This is a genomic window from Pseudomonas baetica, assembly GCF_002813455.1.
Lineage (GTDB): Bacteria > Pseudomonadota > Gammaproteobacteria > Pseudomonadales > Pseudomonadaceae > Aquipseudomonas > Aquipseudomonas baetica.
Map to the genome: position 1 here is coordinate 936,388 of NZ_PHHE01000001.1, position 18,372 is coordinate 954,759.

The following is an 18,372-nucleotide window of genomic DNA, read 5'->3' on the forward strand; positions in this document are numbered from 1 at the left end:
GGTGACCTCACAGTCGGGTGAGTTCGACGCAGGTAAAGAGCACGAGCCCTAATGTCCCGATGCGTTTCACGCGCAGTCGATCCTGGGGTCGATATCGGTAGCGCTGAAGCAGATCCCACCAGAGCGCAAAGAGGGCGCCGTAGAGCAGGGCACGCCACCCCCGCAGATAGGGTCGTACGGATTCGAATGCCTGCTGCCAGGCCTCGAAACTACCCAGCGCAGCGCGGCCGATCCATGCGACCAGTGCGGCGGTCAGGATCATCACTGCGGCAATCCCCAGACTCGAAAGCAAAGTGAATAGCGGTGAGCGTTTCATGGCTCACTTGCGCCTGGCGTCAGCATCATTGAGTCGACCGGGCTCGGGGTCGCCTTGCTCGACGGTGCGCGAAGCATCAGCACCGCCGGCATGCCGATCGAGCACCAGGCTGGCGGTATTGGTGGTCAGCATCTGCCGGACCTGCAGTTCTGTCTGCAGCAGGCGGATTTCACGCTCCAGAGCGTCGATGTTTTTCGTCAAGGCGGTTTGGGCCGGTTCGGCGGAAGCGATGTTCGGCTCGTGACTGCCCGCCAGCAGGGTGCGCAGTAGCAGCAACGCTTTGTCGAGCACGCTGGACAAGGCCGTCTCACTGGCCAGGCGCCGTGCCAACAGATCCTGATCGGGATCGTCGCGCAGGGCTTCAACCACGCCACGAGTCACCGGCAGCATCGGGCTGGAGGCTTTCGCCAAGTTGTCAGGGGTAGGCGGCAGAGAGCCAGACAACAGCCCTTGCAGGGCCTTGAGGCGCTCGTTATAGGCCTCCTGGATCAGCGGCGTCAGTCCGCTGCCAGCGGTCGCACGCAGAGTTTCGCAGCTGTCGCAGGTCGCGACTTCGCTCTCGCCCAACACCCGAACGGCCCAGTCGGACTCCTCTTGGGGCGAAGCCCATGTCTGACAAATAGCCCCTCCCAGGCAATCACTGCTACTGATCGAGGCACTGTCATCCACCGTACGGTTATGCAGCAGGTTATATCCTGCGCGGACCACGTCGGCGGTCACCCGAATGGGCGTCTGTCCGTTACCTCCGGCCTTTGAACCGCCGACCCAGGACACCCCATTGTTGCCGTTATGGGCTTCGGTGTTTTTCACCGCTGCCACCGCATCACCGCCGGTTTGCTCCAGATTGCCCTGCATCTCCTGGTTCTTGGCCAGCGCACCCCAACCGGCTTGACCGACCTTGTCCGCCATCTTCTCGGCCATGGCTTGGCAGGTCAGTTTGGAGCGATCGAAGTCGATACGGCCTTGCATCACCCCGTTACTGAGCAACTCATAGAGACCGGGGTTGGCGCGCTGGATGATCAACGCCGGCAGAGACATCACCGCTTGGGTCGCGTTCTGCACGACGCTGCCCATGATCTGCTGGAAACCTTCGGTGGCGCCGTTCAGCTGGTTTTGCAGAGTATTGGTGAGGCTCATGTTTCCGCACATCATGTTTGCTCGCCAGGACCCGCCGACCCCGAGACCGCTAGGTCGGTAGAGCGAGCTCGGTGAGCCGACTGCCGAGCCGCCACCGATGGTGTACATCACCCGGTCGTCGAGCACTTCGCCTTGAGTACCCAGGCGGTAATTGCCCTCGGCGGCGTAGGCATGCGTGGCCATGGCGAGCAGTCCACAGAGCAACAGACTCATCACGCCCAACCAGGGTCGTGCGAGAAGCCGACTCATGAAGCACCTCCTTCGAAGTCGATGCTGAACAGGAAGGTCTGTCCCTCTCGTTTGCAACAGCTATAGGGACGCCACAGCGACCAGGCGTAGCCGCCATCCGCGCTCTGTACCGGATCACTGGGGAAGATGGCGCAAGTCGGTTGAACCTGGGGGTAGAGCAATTGCCATTTGTGGGTCGAGGCGTCGTTTTCAACGATCGGGCCAGGCGGCCAGTAGCCGTCTCGTTTGGCGGGCGTGAGCGGTAAGTACACATGCGGCTGCCAGTTGCGGGTAATCACATCGCCGGCCCGTTGTGCCATGACTGCAGCGGCTTTGAAGTCGTCGGGCTGCACGAGAAAGCCCTGCCGAGGATAGACGTTGCCCCACATGTTTCCCGAAGCCTGGCGACCAATTTCACGGATCCCCGGTATAAGCGACTCGGGGTAAAGACTTTCCGGAATGCCATGGCGCCAGGCCAGTGAGTCCAGGGTGCTCAGGTAGTAGGGCATGAACGCAGTAGCGCCGCTGGCGCAGGCGTAGCCGGATTGCGAGGCCAGTTGTGTGGCGACCCAGCCACCGGGGTGACCGATGCCATCGACGTTCTTGAAGCGGGGTAGGTTGTCGCGCTGGGTATTCGGCGTGATCAGGTTACCGCCACCTTCCGCACCACTGATGGGAGCGGAGAGGGTGGCCATCTCGGTCCAGGGGTTACTGCCGGTGGTGGCGTAGCTCGAGACCACCTGTTCAGGAATGAAATGATGAACCTTGGTTGAGGTTTTGACTGTGCAGCCGAAGGGCGTGCAGAGCAGCCAGAAACAAATGCCGACGACCCGGTATTCGAGACAGTTTGGCGAAAGCACGGAGGACGTGATGCTGCCGGTGTCCAGCGCCATGCTTGGGCCGCACGCCAGCAGGAGGCTCAGCGCCAAGGGCCGTAGCTTTGTGGGCGGGATTGACGAGCAGGCAACAGGCATGATCCAGGCTCTCGGTGTATGGCCTGGGCAGGTTCGGTTAGGGGCTGAAGACTGTCAGTGGAAATTATGAAGGCGGATCTATCGGGTTTGTGAGACGTGAGACTATTATTTGACGTGAAGGGCGCTGCGCAGGCTATCGGGTTCCACAAGTAACTGATCTGCGGTAATTTCGAAAATATTGGCGAGCTTGCACAGGACCAACAGCGACGGATTGCCCGTGCATCGTTCGATTTGACTGACGTAGGTGCGATCCACCTCGGCCATGAGCGCCAGCTGCTCTTGGGTAAGGTTTTTCACGCGTCGCATCAAACGGATGTTTTCCGCCAGCTGCAAACGAAGCTGTTCGTAGTCTTGAGTCATGCGCGCAAATTGCGCCTTGAGGGACTCTCAATCCACGGGATATAGTCTACATTGGCATTGATCTAGGCCATTTGGTGTTCATGTCTGTTATCGAGCGTTCATTTGGTGTCGTTAAGCTTTTCGAAGCTGGGCCCAGCGTCTAACAAAAAATCAGAAATTTAGGGTGTGTATGGACGAAAACTACATTTCAATTCCTGCGGCGGATGGTAGCCCAAGTCTTCTGACGCCTTGGGGCAACGAATTTGCCCCGATGATCGAACGTGGCGTGCAATGCGCTCAGGCTTGGCTTGATATGCCCGGCGAGATTCCACTGTGGTGGGAGTTGGCGCAAGCGCGCAAAACCTTTCCTGTCGGTGACTACCAGGATGCCTTTGAAGCCGGATTCCTGTTGAGGATTCAGCAGCGGCTTCTTGGGGATTGTCGCTGATCCTTTATTGGTAATCGCCGCATCGGTTTGCCCCGTACGTGATCGCGGCAGAGAAGTCAGGCCGCAAATAGACCGGGGCAGCCATCCGTAATACTCTCATGTCTCGCCCAGATCCACGATGTCCCTGAGCTTCGCGAACAGCTCATCGTATGTAAGCACAGTTGTGTGCTGGGACCACCTAAATAGCTCGAATGAGCGGCGCTGAGTAGTGTCCATCTCCTCGCCTAAAAGGCTTCCGCCGAGGACTACACACCTTGGGGCAGAAGCATTGAACCGATCAGGACTGTTCCCAGCGAGCATGTAATAACTTTTAAGTAGTTCCTCGCGATAGTTTAGGACTTGTACAATCGAACCGGAAAGCTGCTCGGAAATTGAATAAGCATTTCCGCGATATTGTCTTCCAAGCAAACGCATCGCTGGCGTCTTGATCTCAATAAGAACTACGTTTTTGGTTGTGCTAGATCTGTACAGGAAGTCGATTAAGTTGCCATTTTGGTTGGATATATCTTTCCCTCCCATATAGCACTTGTCCTTAAGTTTTAAAAGGCTATCAGGGAATGCTTGGGCCAGCACAAACGGATTGGTATTGAAGAAGTTTTGCCAAAACTCCTCATCTTGGTTAGTCGAATTCTTTTCCCAAAAAGAGATGGCCTCTTTGAAAGTGCGAAGCGCTGCCGGTTCAAGGCGAGGTACCAATGGAGCCTGTTCTGAACGCGTTTCATCGAGTGCGGTCTCGTAACCTTCGCGTATCTGACGCAGCCATCCGATGGTGTAAAGGTCAGGCATTGCATCTATCAAACGGTGGTGAGTAGGGCAGAGTACAAGAAGGTTATCTAAACCTAAGCGCTCTTGCGCGGTAGATTGGGCTGTAGTGGTCAACTAATCCCGGACACGACGTTAAGTTTTTTCTCGGCCTGAGCTGGGGCCAGTCCGTTGTTGAATTGGTGCGGTCTAATCCAGTTGTACCGATGCATCAGGTAATGACTGATGTCGCGGTGCGCTTCTTGAGCTGTCATGTAGCCCACGGTCGGTATCCATTCAGTTTTCAAGCTGCGAAACACACGCTCCATCGGCGCGTTATCCCAGCAGTTTCCACGACGGCTCATGCTTTGGCGCATGCGGTAACGCCAGAGCCGTTGGCGAAACTGGCGACTGCCATATTGCGAGCCCTGATCCGAGTGAAACAGAAGCCCTTGAGGCCTGCCACGCTGTTCGTAAGCCATGTCCAACGCCTTGATGACCAGATCCGCATCCGGCTTGTTCGACAGCGCCCAGCCCACCACTCGGCGCGCGTAAAGATCCATAACGACAGCCAGGTAATGCCATTTCCCTTGAGCCCAGATGTAGGTGATGTCGCCACACCAGACCTGATTCGGCGCCGGCACATCAAACTCTCGATTCAATATGTTCGGAATGTCAGGCCGCTCAACCGTCGCTTGTTTGTAGGCATGTGATCCAGGTTGTTTACTGACCAACTCCAGTTCCCGCATCAGGCCTCGCACCTTGAACCGCCCAATTTGCTCGCCGTCTTCCTGCATCATCGACACGATGCTGCGGCTACCGGCGGCGCTTCGACTTTGCGTAAACAGTTCGTTAACCCGGCTGCGCAACCGAAGCCGCTCAACGTCTGGAGTTCGGCGCCTGAGACGATGGGCGTAGTAACACGAACGAGTGACGTCAAAGACTGCGCAAAGCCAATCAACCGGCTCTTGGGGGCTCAGTTGATCAATCAGCGCGTGCGCTCGTGCTCTTCCGACATCAAGAGCGCGGTAGCCTTTTTTAAAATGGATTTCTCCCGCTCAAGTCGAGCGATTCGAGCTTCCAATTCCTGGATTTTCTGTTGCTCTGGCGTCAGCGCTTTACTCTGCGGAGTAACGCCAGTGCGCTCCTGCTGAAGCTGATTAACCCAGCGGCGCAACGCGGACTCAACCACACCAAGCGAGCGGCTGGCTTCGATATGGCTATAGCCTTGATCGAGCACGAGGCCTGCGGCCTCGCGTTTGAATTCAGCGGAAAAAGAACGACGTTGTTTGGTCATCAGACACCTCTATCTGGCGAGCATTCTCGCCTAAATGGGTGTCCGGTTTCATTAGACCACTACAGGCATTATAGCGAGGACCACCAGAGGATAGTGATTCTATGTTGCAAAACTCTCCAACGATCGCGCCATTTGGGCTAAGCAGGGAAGCTTCACATCCAGGAAACGCACATTGATTACCTGAGCGCCTAAAGGCTTCGCGCTTAGTCGCGGCCGAAATGCGGCGGATTTGTTGGGGCACATTTTGTGGGTCAGCCAATTTATTATCCTCTGCGACTAGATCTGGCACCGAATGGCGTAAAATTTACACCATTTTTTATGATGATGTTCAATTGAGGCTGCCCCTTACCGGCTTGTTTCGCTGACTATACCGCTATCGACATCGTGTGATGTGTACATGAGCAAACTCACTGCCCAGCTGTTATCCGAATGTTTAAGCAAGGGAGAGGTATTCTTCGTAGATCGCATAAAGCGGAGCGGGCAATTTTTACCACCTACTTTTTTTGCTCTATTCGTAAGGGGCCGGTGAACACACCTTCCGAACTCCATCATTAAGGACGATGGTGTCCGCGTATTTTTAAGCGGACGCTATAGCCCTTAACGTCAGGAATTCCATGCGCCAACGAAGCTCTTATCCCAAATCGTTCAAAGCCCAGGTTGTTCAGGAATGCCTGCAACCAGGCGCGACCATCTCCGGCGTCGCCATCAGCCATGGCATCAACGCCAACGTAATTCGAAAGTGGATGCCGCTGTACCGGGATCAGCCGCCAGCGGTGCTACCTGCTTTTATTCCAGTGAAATCTACGCCAAAGCGGCCGACTGAAACGGCGGCGGTCATCGATCTGCCGTTTGGCGATCAATCGATCACAGTGAAATGGCCAACTTCTGATCCTGAAGGATGCGCCCGCTTTGTCCGTGGGCTCACACAATGATTCGCATCGATGCCATCTGGCTCGCCACCGAACCCATGGACATGCGTGCTGGCACTGAAACAGCGCTGGCCAGAGTGATTGGGGTGTTCGGTGCGGCGAAGCCGCACTGCGCTTATCTGTTTGCCAATCGTCGCGCTACCCGCATGAAAGTTCTGGTGCATGACGGGATTGGCGTCTGGCTGGCTGCACGTCGGTTGAACCAAGGTAAATTTCATTGGCCTGGTATTCGACAAGGCTGTGAAATGGAGCTGGATAACGAGCAACTTCAGGCCTTGGTGCTCGGTTTACCTTGGCAAAGGGTTGGAGCTGGTGGCGCAATCACACTGCTTTAAAAGGCTGTAATTAGCGCCTTGGCTTACTGCCTCAAGCGGCCTGCTTTGGTAAAATCCAGGGCATGACTTCCTCGCCCAATATCGATCACATGACCCCCGACCAACTGCGTGCACTCGCTGCGCAGTTGCTGTCGCAGGTCGACACGATGGGCAAGAAGATCCAGCGGATCGAAACGGTCAACGAACAGCTCACCCACGAAATCGCACTGCTCAAACGGCACAAGTTCGCCAAGCGCAGCGAGCAACTTAGCCCTGATCAGGGCAGCCTGCTCGACGACCTGCTTGATACTGATATCGCAGCAATCGAGGCTGAGTTAAAGGCGGTCAACCCGCCTGCGGCACCGGCCGAACCGCGTCAGCAGCCCAAGCGTGCACCGTTGCCACCGCAGTTTCCACGCACGGTGATCCGCCACGAACCTGAGAACACCCAGTGCGCGTGCGGCTGCCAGCTACAGCGCGTCGGCGAAGACGTCAGCGAGAAGTTGGATTACACGCCGGGCGTGTTCACGGTCGAGCAACACGTACGTGGAAAATGGGTCTGCCGCGAGTGTGAAACGCTTATCCAGGCACCAGTGCCGGCGCAAGTGATCGACAAAGGAATCCCGACCGCAGGCCTGTTGGCTCATGTGATGGTGGCCAAGTTCGCTGACCATTTGCCGCTGTATCGGCAAGAGAAAATCTTTGGCCGTGCCGGCCTGGCTATTGCTCGCTCGACACTGGCGCAATGGGTTGGCCAAACCGGCGTGCAGCTCCAGCCGCTGGTCGATGCGTTACGCGAAACGGTACTTGCCCAAGGCGTGATCCACGCTGACGAAACGCCAGTGCAGATGCTCGCGCCGGGCCAGAAGAAGACCCATCGTGCCTACGTTTGGGCCTACTGCACTACGCCGTTTTCAGCGCTCAAGGCAGTGGTTTATGACTTCAGCCCGAGCCGTGCGGGCGAACATGCGCGTAACTTCCTTGGCCAGTGGAATGGCAAGTTGGTGTGCGACGATTTCGCTTGCTACAAAGCAAGCTTCCAGCAAGGCATCACTGAAATCGGCTGCATGGCGCATGCCCGCCGTAAGTTCTTCGATCTGCATGCGACCAACAAAAGCCAACTGGCCGAACAGGCGCTTCACTCGATTGGCGGGTTGTACGAAATCGAACGGCAAGCGCGGGACATGACCGACGAAAATCGCTGGAGAATACGTCAGGAAAAAGCGGCGCCAATACTCAATGCACTACATACCTGGATGCTGGCCCAGCGCGATCTTGTGCCCGAAGGATCGGCTATCGCCAAAGCACTGAATTACAGCCTAAAGCGCTGGGGCGCACTGGCTCGATATATCGAGGACGGCGCAGTGCCCATAGATAATAACGCGGTCGAAAACCAGATACGGCCGTGGGCTCTTGGACGCTCGAATTGGTTGTTCGCCGGATCACTACGCAGCGGTAAGCGGGCGGCGGCAATCATGAGTTTGATCCAGTCGGCGCGCATGAATGGGCATGATCCGTATGCCTATCTCAAAGATGTGCTCACTCGGTTGCCAACGCAGCGGGCGAGTGAGATCGGCCAGTTACTGCCGCATCAGTGGGTGCCCGCCTGACTTATGCAAGGTGTGTTGGGCAGACGCTTACCTCTATTCCACGCCAACTATCGATCCTCTCACCTACCCTGTAAGCCGCTTCCAACTCTGTGCATCCGCTCTCCTGCATCAATGCCCACCGTTCGGCTTTTTCCTCCGGCTCCGTCATGGCCAGCGCGAGATAGAGGCTAGGCGGTACGGCGCGAAACAGCGTTTCGAGCTTCTTCGATAGCACGACCCCTTCGGTGTATTTACCTGGTTCCTTGCTGGCGGAAAGCAACAAGGCCTTTTGCGCTGGCGTGAGCTTCTTGAAGCGGGCGATCTCCTCTATCTCCGCTGGCGGCATGTTCAAGCAAATCCACCACTCAATCATGTTGAGCATGGTCTGCGCGGCAGCTGGAAAGTCAGCAAGGTTCTGGGTTGCCAGCCAGAACCATGCGCCAAGCTTGCGCCACATCTTCGTGCCCTTGACCACGAAGGGCGCCAGCAGCGGGTTTTTGGTGATGATATGGCCCTCATCGGTGACCATGATAATCGGTCGGCCCAGGTACTGGTCGCGCTCGGCGAGGTTGTTCACGGTGTTCATCAGGCTGATGTAGCTAATGGACATCTGGGCTTCGTAGCCTTCGCGAGCGTACGTGGCGAGATCGACAATGGTCACATCGCTCTCGGGCCAAGGCGTGCCCTCGCGATCGAATAGTGCACCCTCGAAACCCTGGCAAAAAAGGTCGATGGACTCACCCATTTCCTGGGCACGCTCGCGGCGTTTCTCCGGCAAGTGCGTGTCAGCGGCGACGCGCAGCAAGGCGTCGCGCACGTCGCGGGTCAGGACCTGGCGACCTGCCGCGACACAGGACTGCGCCGCATCCAGAATGCATTCGCGGATCAAGCTGCGATCGGCTCGACTCAGGCGAGCTTCTTCCTTGGCCTCGCCGCCGGTGATCATCAATCGGGCGGTGATTTCCAGTTCACCGAGAACATCGCGCTGGTCTTCGCGATTGGCTACCGCCTCATCGTCCAGCTCATCAATCGACAGACTCGCCACCTGATCCGGTTGCTCGACCAGGCGCCAGGCATCGGCGAAGGGCGCAAGGCTGACCGAGGCGCCAGGTTTCAACTGGACCTTGTTGACCGACAAGCCCTGTGTCGCGAAGTAGTCACCCTGCAAGCCAAACGAATTGCCGGCCTCGACGATAAATAAGCGAGGGCGGTACACCGCCATGACCTGCATCAGCAGGGTGACCAGGGTCGCCGACTTGCCGGCGCCGGTCGGGCCGAACAACAGCAGATGGCCGTTCATGGCCCGGTCCAGACGTGACAGCGGATCAAAGCTCAACGGCGAGCCACCACGATTGAACAGGGTGATACCTGGGTGGCCGGTGCCGGTGCTGCGCCCCCACACCGGAACCAGGTTCGCCAGGTGTTGAACAAACATCAGGCGGGTGTACCAGTTGCGCGTGTCGCGGGCCGGGTTGTAGGCCATCGGCAACCAACGCAGGTAGCTGTTGCAGGCGGCGACTTCATCGCCTTCGCGTACCGGTTGCAGGCCCGCCCCCAGCAGCGCGTTGGCCAGGCTAACCGAGCGCTGATGCAATTGCTGCTCATCGTGACCGCGCAGGTAAAACGCGAGGGCTCCTCGGTACAGCTTGTGCTGACGACCGATGATCGCGCGGGCCTCTTCGACATCCTGACGGGTCTGGGTCGAGGCCAGGTTTTCACCGATGGCTTTGCGCGCCAGGCGGTTCAACTGATCCTCAAGTACATCTTGGGGCTTGACCACCAAGGTCAGACTCATCACCGTACCTTCGGGTAACTGGTCGAACAGGGCATTCACCGCGTCGCCCTTGCGGGTTTCTCCGGTGAGTTGACCAATCATGGGCGCCCGGCGCAGCTTATCCACTACCATGACCCGGTGTGGCTGATCGTCAAAAAACCAGAGTCCGTGCTGCACATCCGAACGCGGTTCGTTGAAGAACAGCCGCTCGGCAAAGTCATGATCGAAGGGCAGTTCCAGTGACTCGCCATTGCCCGACTCCGGATAGGCGACACGGTGATAGAACTCCTCGGGGGCTTCATTGGTGAGCGTGGGCGCAGGATTGAACCAGGGCACTAACCAGGTATAAAGACCGCGGCCATCGACTCGCGTCGATTGCACCCCGCACGCCTTCAATGAAGCCGCGATACGTTCGCAAGCCTGTTGCAGGGATTGCACCGGGGTGAGTCCCGTCTCCTCAGCGTCAGACTCAAGCCAGCGATAGATCACCAGGCGCACCCGTCGGTTATTGCCACGCCAGGATAGGTGCGTAACCACCTTATCCTCAAACAGACCACCGGGCTTGGTGATGGCCCTCAGATGACGACGGCTGAGCTCCAAATATGCCTGGGTGAAGACCGTACCTCGCGCGCTGTCCCGGATATAGTCGGTGAGTCGGGTCAGATAGGGGGTGAAGTCGTTGTCGTCCTGGCAGAAAAACTGCGCTATCCAAGGCGCTTGATCCAACTCGTCAAAGCTATCCTGCAGGGCATCCTCGAGGGCATCACGAGCCGCCATCAGCCAGTCAGGTTCGCGCCCTTCGGTGCCGATGGGCAGTAACTCGAACACCGCACCTACTGAGCGATTGTCATCGAGCAGGAAACACTGCTCGGTGTCGAGGTATTCGACCCAAGGCAGGTGATCGGTGAAGCTGGGGTTGTGCGCATAGAGTGTGGCTTCATCGGCCAAGGTTGCGCGAGGGCGCAATGGGTTGCGCCAGGTTTTCCACGCGTGAGCACCGGTTCGCATCACAAGTCTTCCTGACGTTCACCGGGCAGCGCGTACTGCACGCGCTGGTAAAACGGAAAGACTGTCGAATAACCCGGAACCGGTGCCTGCTCGGTACCACTCAAATGCGGATACACGTACAGCACTAGATCGGGATTGGGCAGGCGAGGGAACAAATTGCGGATCTCGTTCGTCGCTGTACGCGTGTACGGTTCCTGGAGAGCAACGGAGAAATCTGCTTGAGTCAACGGGCGGCGTAACTGCTGCCGAGCATCCAGCAGTTGCTGCTGAGTGCCTTGCGAACCGGCACCGTTCCAGATGTCCAGCATGGTTTGCTCGCCATGGGGCAAAAGCGTCTCCTTGTCGGTGGAACACCCCGTCAGGACCCAGCAGATCAAGCTAATCCAGGTCAGACAGAGAAGCATGGTCTTTTTCATGGCGAACGCTCCGGCCCCTGGGCTCGTAGTCGATAGTGATCTCATGGTCGAGGTGCAGTGCGACCTGGGCGGCCGGTGGCACGTACACGGCAGCGAAGGCTTCGCCATACAGTTTGTTGACCCACTCGCGGATGTCGCTGACCCCACCACTGAGAATTGAATTCAGCGCGCTGTTGCCCGTGCTGTTGGTAACCCCGAGCGTACTGCCGCCCGAACTGATCACGCTGCTGTTGTTCTGCTCATCCCCGAGCAAGGCGGCGACACCGGCGCCGGCTGCAGTGATCAGGCTCTGGCTGCCGAGGTACTGCTGGGCGTTCGAGCGGCGCTCGCCAGCGATGCACGGGATGCCATACGGATCGGACAGGTAACCGAGTCCACCGCGGATCTTGTCGGTGTTTGAGCTCTGGGTGGTGGAGGCATTGCGGCTGGCTACCGCCTTCGGCTGAGGCACAGTACGGATGGTGCCATCGGTAAACACAAAGGTGATTGACTCGACCTGACCACGCACGCAGGACAGGGTCCAGTCACCGGACGCCGTGCCGCTCATCACGGCACCTGCGACGTCCGGCAGGTCGATGCCGTTGGCCGTCAGGTTCTCCGGGCCGACCAGCACCTTGAAGGGATAGGGATCATTCACGGTGCCGTCCACCGGGACCCGGCCGATCAGCGCGGTCATGGCGACCGAGCCCATCAATGTCGCGTTTTCAGGAATGGTGTAGACCGGCTTCGCGCCTTCGGTACGATCAACGGATCGCGTCGGGTCACGCTCACCCTTGGTGACGGCGCGTAGCTGTTTCTGGCTGCGATCAATCGCATTGTCTTTCAAGCCTTCCAGGGAGTTGAAGGCGGTAGGCAGACTCAATGCAGAGGAGCTCTTGGTTTTGTCTCGGGCGTCGGTGGGTCGAGCATCCGAGGGTTCAATCCACTGCAGTGCATCATTGGCAGAGTACTGCCCGTCGAACTGAGCGCCGTCGCCCGGCTCAAGCCCCAATCCGATTGGTATGTCCTTACCTTTGCCGGTCAGCCCCGACAACTGGTCCTGCAATTGCGTCAGCAGACCACGGGCCTGGCGGCTGTCTTGTTCCGCTTTGAGCCGGGCCTCATTGGCTTGTCGACGGCCCTCGTCGACCTGTTGGGTCACGCTGCCGAGGGCGGTCTGGATGCGCGAATCGACACTGTTCTCCCGTTCGCGCAGACGGTTGTTTTCCGTCTGCAGCGAATCGTTGTGTTTCTTCAAGCCGAGCATATCGCTGCGCATGGCCTTCACCTGGCCGACCAGGGTGGCGACCGTGTCGCGCGGGGTGTCGCCCGCAATGCCGAGCGACTTGGCTTGCTCGGCGGATAACTGAATATTGCCCTGATCAATCGGGTTCTCAGGAGAGGGCGTGCTGCCACCCGCGACCCAGGTTTTCAGGATGATCAACACTACGGCCAGCAGCGCAGCTGGTACCAGCCATTTGAGCAATGCGTTAGCCTTCATCGCCAGCACCTCGCGCAACGGGCGGAAGCAGCACGGCGTGTTCGAGGCCAGCACCGCGGGTGACGAGGTAGGCCATCGTGGTGTCTTCAGCGCTGCCGACCGGTCCGAGGAAAGCATGCTGGAAGGCCGCGGCGAACAGCGTGGCCTGAAGCCGACGCGGGTCGAGTTGCACCGTCGCTGAACCACGATTGCGCAACTTCACCGCCGTCACCCAGTAATCACCGAGTCGCCATGCGGCGATGGGTGTGCTGGATACGTTTTCGGTCGGCAGCAGGGTTGGCAGTTCGGTGCGCGGCTTGAACGGGACGCGGTGTACACCGGGCAGGGACTCCACAGTGCGCAGCGGCGCGTACAGGCTTTGCGCGGCGTAGCGCGTCAACGCGACTGGGATCGGCGTGCGTTCTGGAATAGGGACAGTGCTAGATTCCGTCTCGGTAGCCTGCACCTGAGCATTCTTGAGAATACGCACGGGCTCCAGCGGTTGATCGCCAGGCGTGACCGCGATATCCAGCAGGATGATCTCGCCTGTCGTGACTGATTGCAGTTGCAGGCGGCTCGGGGCAATGGCTTCCGACGCGCGCAGGTACAGCGTGCCACCGGTTGATTGCACGCGCAGCTTGCCCGTCAAGGTTGAGGGCACGCCGACGCGAACAGCCTCATCGACAAAGACCACTCGCTCCTGATTGATCACCAGCGGGACCGCGAGGGGGAGGCGTTCCCAATGCATCAGCTCGACGGCCTGTACCGCGACTCCCCACAGCGTTAGTGCGACGGTGAGTCCCAGGGTAGACATCCGCTTCATGGCTCACCTCCAGGCAGGGCGATTTTTTGCGGCGTGCCCTGATAACAATCCAGCGCCAGCCCCCACTTATTGCGTTCGGGATCCAGGTCGAAACGCACCACGCGTAATGGATAACGCACCACCACCCGTTTCACCGGTTCGGCGGCGTAATACTCATCGGCATTGAGGTCGAGCTTGACCAGCCAGCTGTCGCGGTCGAGTTGCTTGACCCTGAGTGCCGGATCCTCGCTGTAACCTCGGCCGAGAATTTCGTAGACCCCACGTACCCGCTGGCGCAGCTCACCTGCGGCCTTGCGGTACTCGTAATCGCCGTCGAGGAAGGCCTTGCAGGCGGGGGTCAGGTAGGACTGCAAGCCATAGATGGCGCGGCGATAATCCTGCTCGCCATCCGAGGGCCAGCGGTTGAGTTGGCCGAAGATGTACAGGGCAAAGGCATAGACATTCTCTGAGGGGATATCCCACCACTTGCGCGTGCTGCCCGAGCGCAGATCCGGGGGTACATGCACGGTCAGATCGGTCGGTGCCGAGCGCCAGCCATACCAAAGTCCGGCACAGACGAGGGCGAGGATCATTACCGCCAGACGCAGGCTGAAGATGTGGGCCTGCTGGGCATCCACCTTGTTCCGAAAACGACTCATGGCTCCCACCGGGACAGGGCAGGGCGCAGTCGACGTGAGCTGCGAACCGTCCAAGCGCCGGAGTGCAGGATCAAACTTCCGCGACCCAGGCGCCAACGGCTGGTGAGTATCCATTCGAGCTTGCGGTACAACCAGGTCTCGGGTCGAGCCCGTTTGGCCCGACGCAGTAGCGTGCCACCGGCAAATAACACCACGGCCATGCTTGCGATCATGCTGGTCGGCGCCACGGCAATGGAGGCGGTGGCGATCGCCAGAGGAACACCCAGCACCAGGCCGACGAGTGCGCCGACACCGAGCGCCACCCACATCTCATCATTGGTCAAACCACGCAATACGGCAGGATCGCGATTAAGTCGCTCGGGCAGAAAAACCAAGGTGCCGTCGGCAAGACGCTCGATAGTATCGTTCATGCCGACCTCACAAAATCGCGGCAGCCTTGGTCAGGAACCAGATGATGATCACCACCAACAGAGCACCGATGCCGACCACCGCGCCGAGGTCCTTCCAAGTCTTGCGTTGGTTCTGCACGTCGGCATAGACGGTCAGCGAGTGCCAAGCCACGCCGAGAAAAGCGAGCAGGGCGATCAGCAGGCCGAGCAGGATGCCGCCGTCGTAGGCGTAGTTTTTGATCGTCTCGATCAACCCGGAACCTTCACCGCGTGAAGGAGCTTCCATAGTCGGTAGTTCGGCTAAAGCCAGGCTTGGGCCGAGCACCAGCAGCAGACCGATCAAGCGTTGGCTCGTACGATCACGCAGGTTGTTTTTCAGGGGGACAAGGCACTTGAGCATGACGGCGATCTCCTGGGTTAGGACAGGGTGAAGAACATCAGGACCAACAATGCGAGCAGCACGCGCGCGGCACTGCCGCCAAACGCGCCGAAGCGCACACTGCCTGTCGCCCATCCCCGGTAAGCCGTCCACATCACCCAGGCGCACCAAAGCAATGCCAGAACGAGAACCAGGGATAGCCAGAGCGTCGAGCTGCTCTGCGGGGAGAAACCGGAGGCGTTTTGGAACGCTGAGGTTTGGGCGTCAGTCATGCTCATGGCGAAGGCTCCGCGGGCGGAGTGTCGAGGCGGTAATCACCGACCAGTTCACTGGGATCGCGGGGTTGAGCGCGGGAAGGGGATAGATAGCCCTTCACACCTTGGCGAATGCGCTGGATATCGTGAGTCAGGTGAGGGTAGTCAAAGCGATAACGTGTATTTGATTCTGGTGCTTCAAAACGTGACGCCCGTTGTACCAACGTGTCGAGGGTATCGAGCTGTCGGATGAGTAGAGTGAGCTGCTGCTCCTGCTCTCCCGCTGCATAGCTGTCGCTGTGAGCCGCGATCAGAGTGAGCATGAGAAAACGAATAGGAAAAACGGACATTTTGTTGGTCCCGACATTGGTCTGGAATTAAGATCTCCGAGGGAAGAGAGAGCGTCAGCAGATTATTCGAGCTGGGTGTGATCGGTTTTTGATTTCAGTTGTCGTTATGGGGCTATGGAAGTGCTGGAAGGAATTAAGGATAGAGTTGTAGTTGAAGTTGCTGAGAGCCTGGCTGGGCGCTCTGATGAGGAGATTTTTCAATTCTTTAGGTCAACTGCGACATTTGCAAGGAAGTATGCAGTAAGTTACGAACTCGAAGGGCCGATGCATCTGGTGCTAGATAATAGTATTATTCAGTCCTTTAAACACAGGTTGACTGATGCTAACCGCGATCTGCAGGCATTGTCATATACTGTGTTCACTAGGTTTGTAACAGGTTGGAGCGATCGCAAGACGTATTTGGCCGTGACGCCGGCAGCCCTCTATGAACATATGGGACGTCGTGGGAATATTACGGCTGAAGAGGCGTTATGTGCACTCGAAGAACTACAAGTGTTTTTCGTTGGTACAGGTCTACGTATGACATGGGTAGGTTTTAAGTCTATAGAGGATTTGGTGGAGAGTCTTGTGGCAATCCGTGCTGATGACTTATATCTGACAAAGTACTTTAAGCAAGTTCAAGAGAGGAGTTGGAGGACTGATCTCAAGGCGCCTTTCGGTGTGAAAATTCCCTTGGGTATTGCATATCGTGAGATACCCGATGATTTGCCACTGAAATACTTTAGCCCAGGGTATGTTAAGTTTGTGCTGGCGAGTCGAGTTGAACGGTCTATCATCCGAGAGTCACGGCATAACCCCGAGGCAATGCCGATTGGTAGCGGTCCAATATCTGATGCTCTAGCTGATCTCAACGAATTTAATAAAAAGGGGGCTTTGTCAGGGTTAGGGGATATCGACATGTTACAAGTGTGTGATGGCTCTCGACAGTATCAAGAAAAGGCCGGTTATGTTTTGGTGGGACAGACGCTAGACGCTAAACTCGCAGAGGTTCTTCAGCATAGACATTCGTACTTCGAGAGTATGGGAGTCGAATTCGGGAGCCCAAATGCGGAGCAACAGACTAGAGATATGGTCAATTTTATGTTTTCAAAACCATTTTCGGAACACCAGAAGCGTGGGGAATGGATTCAGCCTATGTTGAAGGATTTTGTGGATACAATCGCCAGTGGTTGTAAAGTGGCGATTTCCAATGCCAATCATAGCTAGTGCATTGATCCACAGTGCAGTCGTAAAATTTTAAAGGTACTTCTTGAATGTCGCCGCAGTGATTGCCGTTGTTACCCCAAGCATCGCGGCGCACGGTACAAAAATAACGAGTGGGTTGAGCGAAAAGGGCAGTGATAGGTAAATAATCCAGGGCACGATTAGCAATGGTGTCACTGCCCGCTTAGGGATGGTCTGAAGTAGTCACGCTTTTCTGGCTGACTTCAGCCTCCGCTGATTTTGAAAACGGCGAATCGACCAAAACGATCAGATCATCCGCGTATTTCTGCGCTTTTAGCCGCCGCGAGCACCTCGCAACGGTCATTTCCCACATTACAGGCGCACCTCTCCTGTACTCGTCAGTAAATGTCGGCGTGCCATCCACAGATTCGACAGCGCGAATAGCGTCACCAGTTGCGCGGTGTTTTTGGCCAGGCCACGGAAGCGCGTTTTCACAAAACCGAACTGGCGCTTGACCACCCGAAACGGGTGCTCGACTTTGGCGCGCACCTGGGCCTTGGCCTTCTCGATCTTGCGCTTGGCTTTGTATAGAGCGCTACGCTTACCCAGCTTTTTGTAAGTACTGCGGCGTGCCGCGATCTGCCAGATCACCTCGCGCCCATCATGCTCGGTACGTTTCTCGACGCCGGTATAACCGGCATCGGCGCAGACCACGTTCTCCGCACCGTGCAGCAATTTGTCCACCTGAGTGACATCCGCCACGTTGGCGGCTGTGCCCACCACGCGGTGCACCAGACCTGACTCGTCATCCACACCGATGTGCGCTTTCATGCCGAAATAGTACTGGTTGCCCTTCTTGGTTTGGTGCATTTCTGGATCGCGTTTACCGTCCTTGTTCTTGGTCGAGCTGGGCGCATTGATCAGCGTGGCATCGACAATGGTGCCTTGGCGCAACGACAACCCTCGGTCACCCAGATAGCCATTGATCACGGCCAGGATGCCGGCAGCCAGCTCGTGTTTCTCCAGCAGTCGGCGGAAGTTGAGGATGGTGGTTTCGTCGGGAATACGCTCCAGATTCAGCCCGGCGAACTGCCGCAGGATGGTGGTCTCGTACAGCGCTTCCTCCATCGCTGGATCGCTGTAACCGAACCAGTTCTGCATCAAATGTACACGCAGCATCGTCATCAACGGATAAGCCGGACGACCGCCTTCACCCTTCGGGTAGAACGGCTCGATCAGTTTGATCAAGCCGTTCCACGGCACCACCTGATCCATGTCGATCAAGAACAACTCTTTGCGGGTCTGCTTACGCTTGCCTGCGTACTCGGCGTCAGCGAAGGTCATCTGTTTCATCGGAAAGCTCGGCGGGTGGAGTCCCGGTATTTTGCCAAAATCAGGAAGTCTTC

The 18,372-nt window shown here is 57.5% G+C and carries 21 protein-coding genes and 1 pseudogene; 5 read left to right on the forward strand and 17 right to left on the reverse strand.

What is annotated here, in order from left to right:
* Positions 1 to 7: 7 nt before the first annotated feature.
* The 4 genes from ATI02_RS04205 to ATI02_RS04220 form a co-directional block, all read right to left on the reverse strand.
* Entirely contained in the window at positions 8 to 316 is a 309-nt protein-coding gene (locus tag ATI02_RS04205) for a hypothetical protein (RefSeq protein WP_100845506.1), read from the reverse strand.
* 3 nt (positions 317 to 319) lie between these two features.
* Complete coding sequence (locus ATI02_RS04210; protein ID WP_100845507.1) at positions 320 to 1,702, reverse strand: integrating conjugative element protein; 1,383 nt, start codon at positions 1,700 to 1,702, stop codon at positions 320 to 322.
* A complete protein-coding gene (locus ATI02_RS04215; RefSeq protein WP_100845508.1) occupies positions 1,699 to 2,655 on the reverse strand; it encodes a TIGR03756 family integrating conjugative element protein in 957 nt (318 codons plus the stop codon). The genes ATI02_RS04210 and ATI02_RS04215 overlap by 4 nt, the downstream gene beginning before the upstream one ends.
* Positions 2,656 to 2,760: 105 nt before the next feature.
* The gene (locus ATI02_RS04220) at positions 2,761 to 3,015 is read right to left on the reverse strand and encodes a helix-turn-helix domain-containing protein (protein ID WP_100845509.1); all 255 of its coding nucleotides are present in this window, start codon (positions 3,013 to 3,015) and stop codon (positions 2,761 to 2,763) included.
* A 169-nt stretch (positions 3,016 to 3,184) separates the two neighbouring features.
* Between ATI02_RS04220 and ATI02_RS04225 the strand changes: the two genes are divergently transcribed.
* Positions 3,185 to 3,442, forward strand: coding sequence for a LasR-specific antiactivator QslA (locus ATI02_RS04225; RefSeq protein WP_100845510.1), 258 nt, complete (start codon positions 3,185 to 3,187; stop codon positions 3,440 to 3,442).
* A 96-nt stretch (positions 3,443 to 3,538) separates the two neighbouring features.
* On the opposite strand, the gene ATI02_RS04230 is transcribed toward ATI02_RS04225, so the two are convergent.
* Together ATI02_RS04230 and ATI02_RS04235 are read right to left on the reverse strand one after the other, a co-directional pair.
* Positions 3,539 to 4,228, reverse strand: a complete 690-nt coding sequence (locus tag ATI02_RS04230) for a Shedu immune nuclease family protein (RefSeq protein ID WP_100845511.1) — start codon at positions 4,226 to 4,228, stop codon at positions 3,539 to 3,541.
* Positions 4,229 to 4,317: 89 nt separating this feature from the next.
* Positions 4,318 to 5,480 (reverse strand): IS3 family transposase gene (locus tag ATI02_RS04235; protein WP_095191983.1). Its coding sequence is split into 2 segments (ribosomal slippage): positions 4,318 to 5,225 and positions 5,225 to 5,480, totalling 1,164 coding nucleotides; the frame shifts between segments, so codons are not numbered across the junction.
* Between the two features lie 614 nt (positions 5,481 to 6,094).
* On the opposite strand from ATI02_RS04235, the gene tnpA reads away from it, so the two are divergent.
* From tnpA to tnpC, 3 genes are all read left to right on the forward strand, one after another.
* Positions 6,095 to 6,412: an IS66-like element accessory protein TnpA gene (gene tnpA, locus ATI02_RS04245; RefSeq protein WP_100845513.1), complete on the forward strand. Its 318-nt coding sequence runs from the start codon at positions 6,095 to 6,097 to the stop codon at positions 6,410 to 6,412.
* The gene (gene tnpB, locus ATI02_RS32560; protein ID WP_157815127.1) at positions 6,409 to 6,744 is read left to right on the forward strand and encodes an IS66 family insertion sequence element accessory protein TnpB; all 336 of its coding nucleotides are present in this window, start codon (positions 6,409 to 6,411) and stop codon (positions 6,742 to 6,744) included. Before tnpA ends, tnpB begins: the two co-directional genes overlap by 4 nt.
* Before the next feature lie 62 nt (positions 6,745 to 6,806).
* Positions 6,807 to 8,333, forward strand: coding sequence for an IS66 family transposase (gene tnpC, locus ATI02_RS04255; protein WP_100845514.1), 1,527 nt, complete (start codon positions 6,807 to 6,809; stop codon positions 8,331 to 8,333).
* A gap of 1 nt (position 8,334) precedes the next feature.
* On the opposite strand, the gene ATI02_RS04260 is transcribed toward tnpC, so the two are convergent.
* Genes ATI02_RS04260 through ATI02_RS04300 form a run of 9 tightly spaced genes read right to left on the reverse strand, consistent with a single transcriptional unit; the run spans position 8,335 to position 15,802 of the window.
* Complete coding sequence (locus tag ATI02_RS04260) at positions 8,335 to 11,094, reverse strand: conjugative transfer ATPase (protein WP_100845515.1); 2,760 nt, start codon at positions 11,092 to 11,094, stop codon at positions 8,335 to 8,337.
* Positions 11,094 to 11,510, reverse strand: a complete 417-nt coding sequence (locus ATI02_RS04265) for a TIGR03751 family conjugal transfer lipoprotein (RefSeq protein ID WP_100845516.1) — start codon at positions 11,508 to 11,510, stop codon at positions 11,094 to 11,096. Before ATI02_RS04265 ends, ATI02_RS04260 begins: the two co-directional genes overlap by 1 nt.
* Positions 11,473 to 12,990, reverse strand: a complete 1,518-nt coding sequence (locus tag ATI02_RS04270; RefSeq protein ID WP_100845517.1) for a TIGR03752 family integrating conjugative element protein — start codon at positions 12,988 to 12,990, stop codon at positions 11,473 to 11,475. The genes ATI02_RS04265 and ATI02_RS04270 overlap by 38 nt, the downstream gene beginning before the upstream one ends.
* Positions 12,980 to 13,792 carry a TIGR03749 family integrating conjugative element protein gene (locus ATI02_RS04275; RefSeq protein WP_100845518.1) on the reverse strand — a complete coding sequence of 271 codons (813 nt, stop codon included), beginning with the start codon at positions 13,790 to 13,792 and terminating at the stop codon, positions 12,980 to 12,982. The genes ATI02_RS04270 and ATI02_RS04275 overlap by 11 nt, the downstream gene beginning before the upstream one ends.
* Positions 13,789 to 14,430: a PFL_4703 family integrating conjugative element protein gene (locus ATI02_RS04280; RefSeq protein ID WP_100845519.1), complete on the reverse strand. Its 642-nt coding sequence runs from the start codon at positions 14,428 to 14,430 to the stop codon at positions 13,789 to 13,791. The genes ATI02_RS04275 and ATI02_RS04280 overlap by 4 nt, the downstream gene beginning before the upstream one ends.
* Complete coding sequence (locus ATI02_RS04285; RefSeq protein ID WP_100845520.1) at positions 14,427 to 14,840, reverse strand: TIGR03750 family conjugal transfer protein; 414 nt, start codon at positions 14,838 to 14,840, stop codon at positions 14,427 to 14,429. Before ATI02_RS04285 ends, ATI02_RS04280 begins: the two co-directional genes overlap by 4 nt.
* Before the next feature lie 7 nt (positions 14,841 to 14,847).
* Entirely contained in the window at positions 14,848 to 15,219 is a 372-nt protein-coding gene (locus tag ATI02_RS04290) for a TIGR03745 family integrating conjugative element membrane protein (protein ID WP_008075279.1), read from the reverse strand.
* Positions 15,220 to 15,236: 17 nt separating this feature from the next.
* The gene (locus ATI02_RS04295; RefSeq protein WP_012723194.1) at positions 15,237 to 15,476 is read right to left on the reverse strand and encodes a TIGR03758 family integrating conjugative element protein; all 240 of its coding nucleotides are present in this window, start codon (positions 15,474 to 15,476) and stop codon (positions 15,237 to 15,239) included.
* Positions 15,473 to 15,802 (reverse strand): integrative conjugative element protein, RAQPRD family, encoded by a 330-nt coding sequence (locus tag ATI02_RS04300; RefSeq protein ID WP_100845521.1) that lies wholly within the window; start codon positions 15,800 to 15,802, stop codon positions 15,473 to 15,475. Before ATI02_RS04300 ends, ATI02_RS04295 begins: the two co-directional genes overlap by 4 nt.
* 114 nt (positions 15,803 to 15,916) lie before the next feature.
* Here ATI02_RS04300 and ATI02_RS04305 point away from each other — a divergent pair, with 114 nt between their 5' ends.
* Positions 15,917 to 17,008, forward strand: a complete 1,092-nt coding sequence (locus tag ATI02_RS04305) for a hypothetical protein (RefSeq protein ID WP_100845522.1) — start codon at positions 15,917 to 15,919, stop codon at positions 17,006 to 17,008.
* A 30-nt stretch (positions 17,009 to 17,038) separates the two neighbouring features.
* Here ATI02_RS04305 and ATI02_RS04310 read toward each other — a convergent pair.
* Both ATI02_RS04310 and ATI02_RS04315 read right to left on the reverse strand, forming a co-directional pair.
* A pseudogene (locus ATI02_RS04310) lies at positions 17,039 to 17,191 on the reverse strand (IncC plasmid conjugative DNA transfer DtrJ family protein); the annotation flags it as partial.
* A gap of 147 nt (positions 17,192 to 17,338) precedes the next feature.
* Positions 17,339 to 18,319 carry an IS5 family transposase gene (locus ATI02_RS04315; RefSeq protein ID WP_100845114.1) on the reverse strand — a complete coding sequence of 327 codons (981 nt, stop codon included), beginning with the start codon at positions 18,317 to 18,319 and terminating at the stop codon, positions 17,339 to 17,341.
* Positions 18,320 to 18,372 lie beyond the last annotated feature (53 nt).